This is a genomic window from Nostoc sp. JL33 (assembly GCF_017114985.1).
In the GTDB taxonomy this organism is placed as follows: Bacteria; Cyanobacteriota; Cyanobacteriia; order Cyanobacteriales; family Nostocaceae; genus Nostoc.
The window spans coordinates 57,351-63,350 of sequence record NZ_JABXKP010000076.1; the positions used below are offsets into that span (position 1 = coordinate 57,351).

Genomic DNA, 6,000 nt, shown 5'->3' on the forward strand with positions numbered 1-6,000 from the left:
AATTAATTTTTCAGTGCAGAAGATAATTTTCTTTTGCCTTTTCTGCTCCTCTGCTCTCGGCTAAACTTAAAACTCAGGACTCAGCAATGTTAACTCTTTACTCACGATGACTGATGCACCCGCAGGGAAAGACCAACAACATCCTCTTTATAATCGCGATCGCCCTGTTATTGATATTTTACTCCTTCAAGAGGCGACAGACTATAACTTAGCAGAATTGGCTCGACTGCGAATGCGTTATCAAGGGTTTCCAGGCGCGAGAGATATCCAAAAAGACCTAGATAAAGTCTTGCAGCAGTGGGGTTTGACCGAAGCCGAGCTTTATGAGAAAACTCGCAAAATTCACGATTTGGGGGGAATTTACAAAAGTCGCGGTAAGAAAGAGGAACAGGATTGGAATTAGTTATGGGGCATTGGGCAATTCAATGCAAGGATTTTGCGTTCGCGTAGCGTGTCGGAGACAAAAGTTGCGTGCGGGGGTTCCCCCCGTTGAGCAAACTTTTCAAGACAGATTTTAGATTTTGGATTAAATTTCAATTCTTTAATCTAAAATTCTTACTCCCCCACTCCCCACTCCCCACTCCCCACTCCCCTTTATTTGCTCAAACATCTACAATTAGCCTTGCTTTTCTCAAAAAGAATTGGAGTATAGTTTCTTGTTTAGAAATAATATCGGCTCTGCCTTCCATTCCCATTTGAATAGAACATTGTCTGTCTCCTCGACCTAAAGACAGGCTTTGAGGTTCAATTGTTACCTCATAGAAGGCAGCACCTTTGGGAGTAGTTGCAGTAGCACCTGTAGCAGCACCATTATTCGCTGGTGGAAAAAATGCATCTGGAGAAATTGATTTAACTTTACCTTTGAGAGTACCGTAATCGGGATAAGGACAAGCAGAAACTCGCATTTGCACGTTTTGTCCTGCCTTCAACTTGCTTTTATCCTCAGTTCCTACCACTGCCTTAATCACCAAGGGGGCAGAAGTAGGAACAATTTGGGCAATTTCATCTCCAGGGCGCAATGTTTGGCCGGGGTTACGTAGGTTTAGCTTGGAAATCACACCGTCTGCTGTGGCAGAAATGATCGTCTCCTTAAGCTCGGTATTCACTTGTTTAAGTTCGCGGCCATCATGCTCGAACTGTTTTTGCGTTTCAATCCGTTGCTGAATAAGCGCGTTGCGTTCTTTGTCTAATGTGGCGATGGTAGCTTCTCCCGTTGCTTTTTCTTGAGCAATGCGTTCTTGGGCGATCGCAATTTCTGCCGAAGTTGGATTCAGGGCAGTTTGTAAGCTTTGCAATTTGGCTTTGGCAGCCTCAAGTACTTGTTCTTGCTGGCGAACAGCTAGTTGTGCTTCCTCGAATTGATCTTGTGACAAAGCTCCAATTTTGGCTACGCTCTCATATCGGTTTCGCTTTGTCTGGGCTGCTGTTAAGCCAGCAGTTGCAGCTCTGACGTTTGCAAAGGCTTCATGGACATCACTAACAGTAGTAATTTGCTTGTCTCGATAGCCCCGCTTGCGACTGCTCAATTCTGCTTCAGCCCCCGCAACCGCACGCTTACTGCTGTCAGTTTGGGCTAGAATTTGGTTATTAACAGCATGAATCTGAGCGTTGATTTGCACCAGTTGTAATTTTGTTTGCCCAATGCTACTTTCTAGTTGGCTCTTTTTGGTTTGCAGGCGGGAGTCGTCAATAGTAGCGATCGCATCTCCTGTTTTAACAACCTGATTCTCTTTCACAAAAATCCGCATAACTGGGCCTTCCGTAGCAGCCTGAACCAGCCGCAACTCGCCAGCCGGACGCAGACTTGCCTGTGCTTGAACGGTGACTTTGTATTCAGCTACAGAGGCGACGGCAACTGCTATTGTCACACTAACCAATGCGATCGCGCCGCCAATAGTAGTCCAACTACCAAGTGGTGGCAGAAAATCACTTTCTTCAACTTGGGGCAGCACGGCAGAATTAGATTGACTAACCATAACAAGTACCTAAACAGAATTAATTACGAATTACGAATTACGTAGCTTGCTTCTCGCCTTCTCTACGTTCGCGTAGCGTGTCGCAGACAGACGCTACGCGAATGGCGAGTATTAGGAATTAGTCAACTGATGGTGACATATTTGCCATTAGCAGAAGAGCCGGAATTCACTAGTAAACTAGGAGTTGATGGCCGAACATTCTCTAGGAAGTCCAAGTGATTGCCAGCAATTTGGCGCAATTCTTCTGGAGAACCTTGGATTTGCAAACGTCCTTTCTCTAGTAATACAATCCAATCGGCTCGCCCAATGACTCTGGGACGGTGACTAATTAAAATTGTGGTTTTGCCTTGGCGATGGGCAAGCAGTCGATCTAGTACTTCAACTTCACTGGCCGGATCGAGAGCGCCAGTAGATTCATCTAAAATCAGTATTGGCGGGTTAGTAATTATCGCTCTGGCGATCGCTAATCTCTGCCGTTGTCCACCAGAAAGATTCGCTCCAAATTCTCCCAAGACAGTATGATACTTGTCAGGTAATTCGCTAATAAATTCATCAGCTCCTGCAATCTGGCAAGCTGTGACAATTTCTTCAAAAGTCACGTCAGGATAGCTAAAGTGGAAGTTATCAAAGATTGAGCGACTCCAGAAGTGCGGGTCTTGCGGTACTAAGACTACCTGCTGTCGCAGGCATTCTAAAGATAAGTCTTGTTTGTTATAGATGCCATAACGGATATTGCCTGACTGGAGGGAATATAAACCAGCAATCAGTTTGGCTAGGCTACTTTTACCACAACCAGATTTACCAATTAAAGCAATCACTTTACCACCAGGGATAGTCAACGAAAAATCTTGCAACAGGTCAACTCTACCAGCATGGTGAAAGTTAACTTTAGTGCAGATAATATTTGCATCAGTAGGAATTTTTGCCCAAGGCTTTTTCTCTTCATTCGAGTCTTCTGCGGTAGCGTCAATCACTTCTGACATCCGTTGGATGACAATTTGGGCAGTAATAAACTCATCAGCTAACCCTATTAGTGAAGTTAAGAAACCGAGAAAGTTGCCACTCATGCCGTTAAAGGCTAGTAGCTGACCAATAGATAATGTGTGATTAATTACTAAATAACTGCCTAACCAGAGTAAAGCTATATTAGTTATAGTTGAAAGAATATTAGTGAATGTGCTGCTGTATAGCTCCAACTTCATCGTACTCCAGCCTAAGTTAGCGAGGCGACCATAATTGGTTTGATATTCTTGCCAAGCTTGCGGAGTTGCTTGGGTCGTTTTGAGTACTTGGACGCCGCGAAAGGTTTCCACCAAAAAGCCTTGGTTTTCAGTGCCTAAAACGATCATCTTACGAGTTTTCTGGCGTAAGGCGGGTAGGAAAAGCAGGTTAACTAAGGTGACGACGATAAAGGCCAATACCGAAGCCAGAGTCAGTTGCCAACTCAAAAACACCATAAAGCCCAAGGAAACTACAGCAATAAAAAATTGGCTGGGTAAACCAAGAACAATCTGCGAAACTAAGTTATTGATCGCATGAATATCGGCAATTCGGCTGACGACTTCCCCACTACGATGTCCTTCAAAGTAAGATAAGGGCAAGTGTAAAAGTTTTCGACCGTAGTCCAGCAGCAGTCCTAATTGCAACCTTTGACCGAAGTGACCGATCAGGTGAGACTGTACCAAACCAATTGCACTTTTAAATAAGTTTATGGCAATTACCCCAAGTGCCACGGTAGTTAATAGTTGAGTATCTCCCCGCACTAGCACATCATCGGTGAGGAGTTGCATCATCAAAGGATAGGCTAGAGACAAAAGTCCGATGACAATATTGATGGCGATCGCCTGGCCCAGGAGGAAGCGATAAGGCCAAACACGCACCAGATAGCGTCCAAAGCCAGTCATTTTGTCATCCGCCTGCTCATAAAAACGGGTGTCGTCTGGCACCAATAGCAGCATAACCCCATTGCTCCAACCCTCAACTAATTCCTTACGGCTGAGGTAGCGGATACCAAACCCAGGATCGGATATTACATATTTTTTACCCTTTTGCCCGTATAAAACTACCCAGTGATAGCCTTTCCAATGTATAATTGCGGGCATTGGAGCTTTATCTAAACTGTCGATCAGTTGAGGAGAAGCTTTGACTTGGCGAACATTAAATCCCAAAGCTTCTGCACCCCGATTCAAACCAAGTAGGGTAGTCCCTCGCGATCCCGTGCCTACCGCTTCTCGTACCCGGCTCAGAGTCAAAGTGCGTCCGTAATGTTTGGCAACAGTTGCAAGGGAAGCAGCGCCACAATCTTCTTCACTGTGTTGCAATATGCTTTGGTATTTCATTGTTTAATGATTAAAATTAGTAAACAGGGAACTGTTGTTACTCAAACGTACTAATTCCTGAAGAAATTAAAACTATTCTTGTTTAAATCCCTACCTATTCACTTATCAGTTAATCCTGATAAGTGAATAGTGCCAAGACTGCCTCAAAAATTCATCCTTTGAGGCAGTTTTGCTATCTAGACAAAATGCCTAGAAAAGTTGCAGAAAATCTAACTCTACGATAGATGGGAGAAAGATGAGATTGTGTGGTAGTTAAAGTAGATTGGGTTATGCAGAGCGTAATCCAACCTACTTTAACTACTGCAAAAATGAGATTTAGTTGTTGGTAATTCCAAAAGATAATGTCAGGTCGTCATTATCTAATGTTTGCTTTTGCTGAGGAGATGACATCATTATATACCCCTCCATTTAATTTTGAAAGGTCAGAATATTCTCCTGGCCCCAAAATTATACCTGAACCACTATAGTTAGCATCTGACCAAAACGTCCATTGACCAGAATAGACTTTAATCGATGATATTCTATCGTTAAAAACATTGGGGTCGAACAAAGAGACGTCATAATCAAAAATAGTTGAAGGAGTTCCTGAGAAATTTGCATCAGTAAATACTTGCGCTGAAGCACCACCACTAACAGTAGCAGCTGCTTCATGGTCAAGGTCTTGCACCAATTCGATGCTATAGAGGTCTTGGGTTTGGTTGTTGATGTTAGACATTGTTTTTGTCCTTAGTTAATTGAATCTGTGCGGCGATCGCGTTTTAGGTGTTCGCTTTTACTGCACCCTTTTACAATAGATAAATTTAATTAGACGCGCATCGTCAAGTTAGGAAATTGACTTTCCAATTCTGGAAAGTCAATTTCCGAAGATAACTAAAACTTCCAGGACTTACGCACTCAGATCCCCCAACCCCCTTAAAAAGCTCTAGAAATCCCCCCTTTTTAAGGCTACGGTGTACAGATAAGTCATCGAATTACCCAAAACAAAAACCTCACCCTGTCCTATCGGACATCCCTCTCCTTAATAAGGAGAGGGACAGCTTTTGCATAGCAAAATCAGGGTGAGGTTTTGATTTGTGGGTTGTAGAGTTTCAGCCTTCAGTGCGTAAGTCCTAACTTCTTAGGAACCTGAGCAGGTAAATAATTGTGACCAAAAACCGTGAGGAGGGACAGTAGGAGGCAGTGAGAATCACCTCACCATTAGCTCCGTACATCCATCCCTGAGCTTCAATCAAGCTATAGATATTGCCATTTACGTTTATTTGTGCCATTTTATATAAAATCAAAAAGTAGGAGCGAAAACGACCTCGCCCCTACAAACTGAATGCGAGAAAAGGATGTTACTCAGCTAAAACCTTATGTGAGAGCATTCTTTTCTGGTTTAGGTTTTTCATGATTCTAGTCTGCGGTATGAAATAGAACCGAGCTACTATGCAGGTCTGACAGACTCGATGTCGTTGTTAGCATCGGCTGAATAGCCCTTGAAGTTACCTTTGCTGTATGGTGGTAGATAGTATCTATCACCTGTGTAATACTTACCAGTGTAGGCATACCAACCTTTGTTACCCGTATTCTCATACCAAGATGCTGTATTGTCATACTTGCCTAAATCTGTGTATCCTTTTGCGAGACCTATAGCGGTTCCTGCTTGAGTACAATACAGTATGGGATGATGGAGTATATTAACG

5 protein-coding genes are annotated in these 6,000 nt (G+C 43.3%); 1 reads left to right on the forward strand and 4 read right to left on the reverse strand.

Features of this window, described 5'->3' with window-relative positions:
- Positions 1-106: 106 nt before the first annotated feature.
- A complete protein-coding gene (locus HWQ23_RS22170) occupies positions 107-403 on the forward strand; it encodes a DUF3288 family protein (RefSeq protein ID WP_292832858.1) in 297 nt (98 codons plus the stop codon).
- 199 nt (positions 404-602) lie between these two features.
- Here HWQ23_RS22170 and HWQ23_RS22175 read toward each other — a convergent pair whose 3' ends face one another.
- From HWQ23_RS22175 to HWQ23_RS22190, 4 genes are all read right to left on the reverse strand, one after another.
- Entirely contained in the window at positions 603-1,976 is a 1,374-nt protein-coding gene (locus HWQ23_RS22175; protein ID WP_292832861.1) for an HlyD family secretion protein, read from the reverse strand.
- Between the two features lie 122 nt (positions 1,977-2,098).
- Positions 2,099-4,315: a peptidase domain-containing ABC transporter gene (locus HWQ23_RS22180; protein WP_292832864.1), complete on the reverse strand. Its 2,217-nt coding sequence runs from the start codon at positions 4,313-4,315 to the stop codon at positions 2,099-2,101.
- Between the two features lie 355 nt (positions 4,316-4,670).
- Positions 4,671-5,030 carry a beta/gamma crystallin-related protein gene (locus tag HWQ23_RS22185; protein WP_292832867.1) on the reverse strand — a complete coding sequence of 120 codons (360 nt, stop codon included), beginning with the start codon at positions 5,028-5,030 and terminating at the stop codon, positions 4,671-4,673.
- A gap of 711 nt (positions 5,031-5,741) precedes the next feature.
- A partial coding sequence (locus tag HWQ23_RS22190) for a hypothetical protein (RefSeq protein ID WP_292832870.1) occupies positions 5,742-6,000 on the reverse strand: 259 nt, incomplete at its 5' end.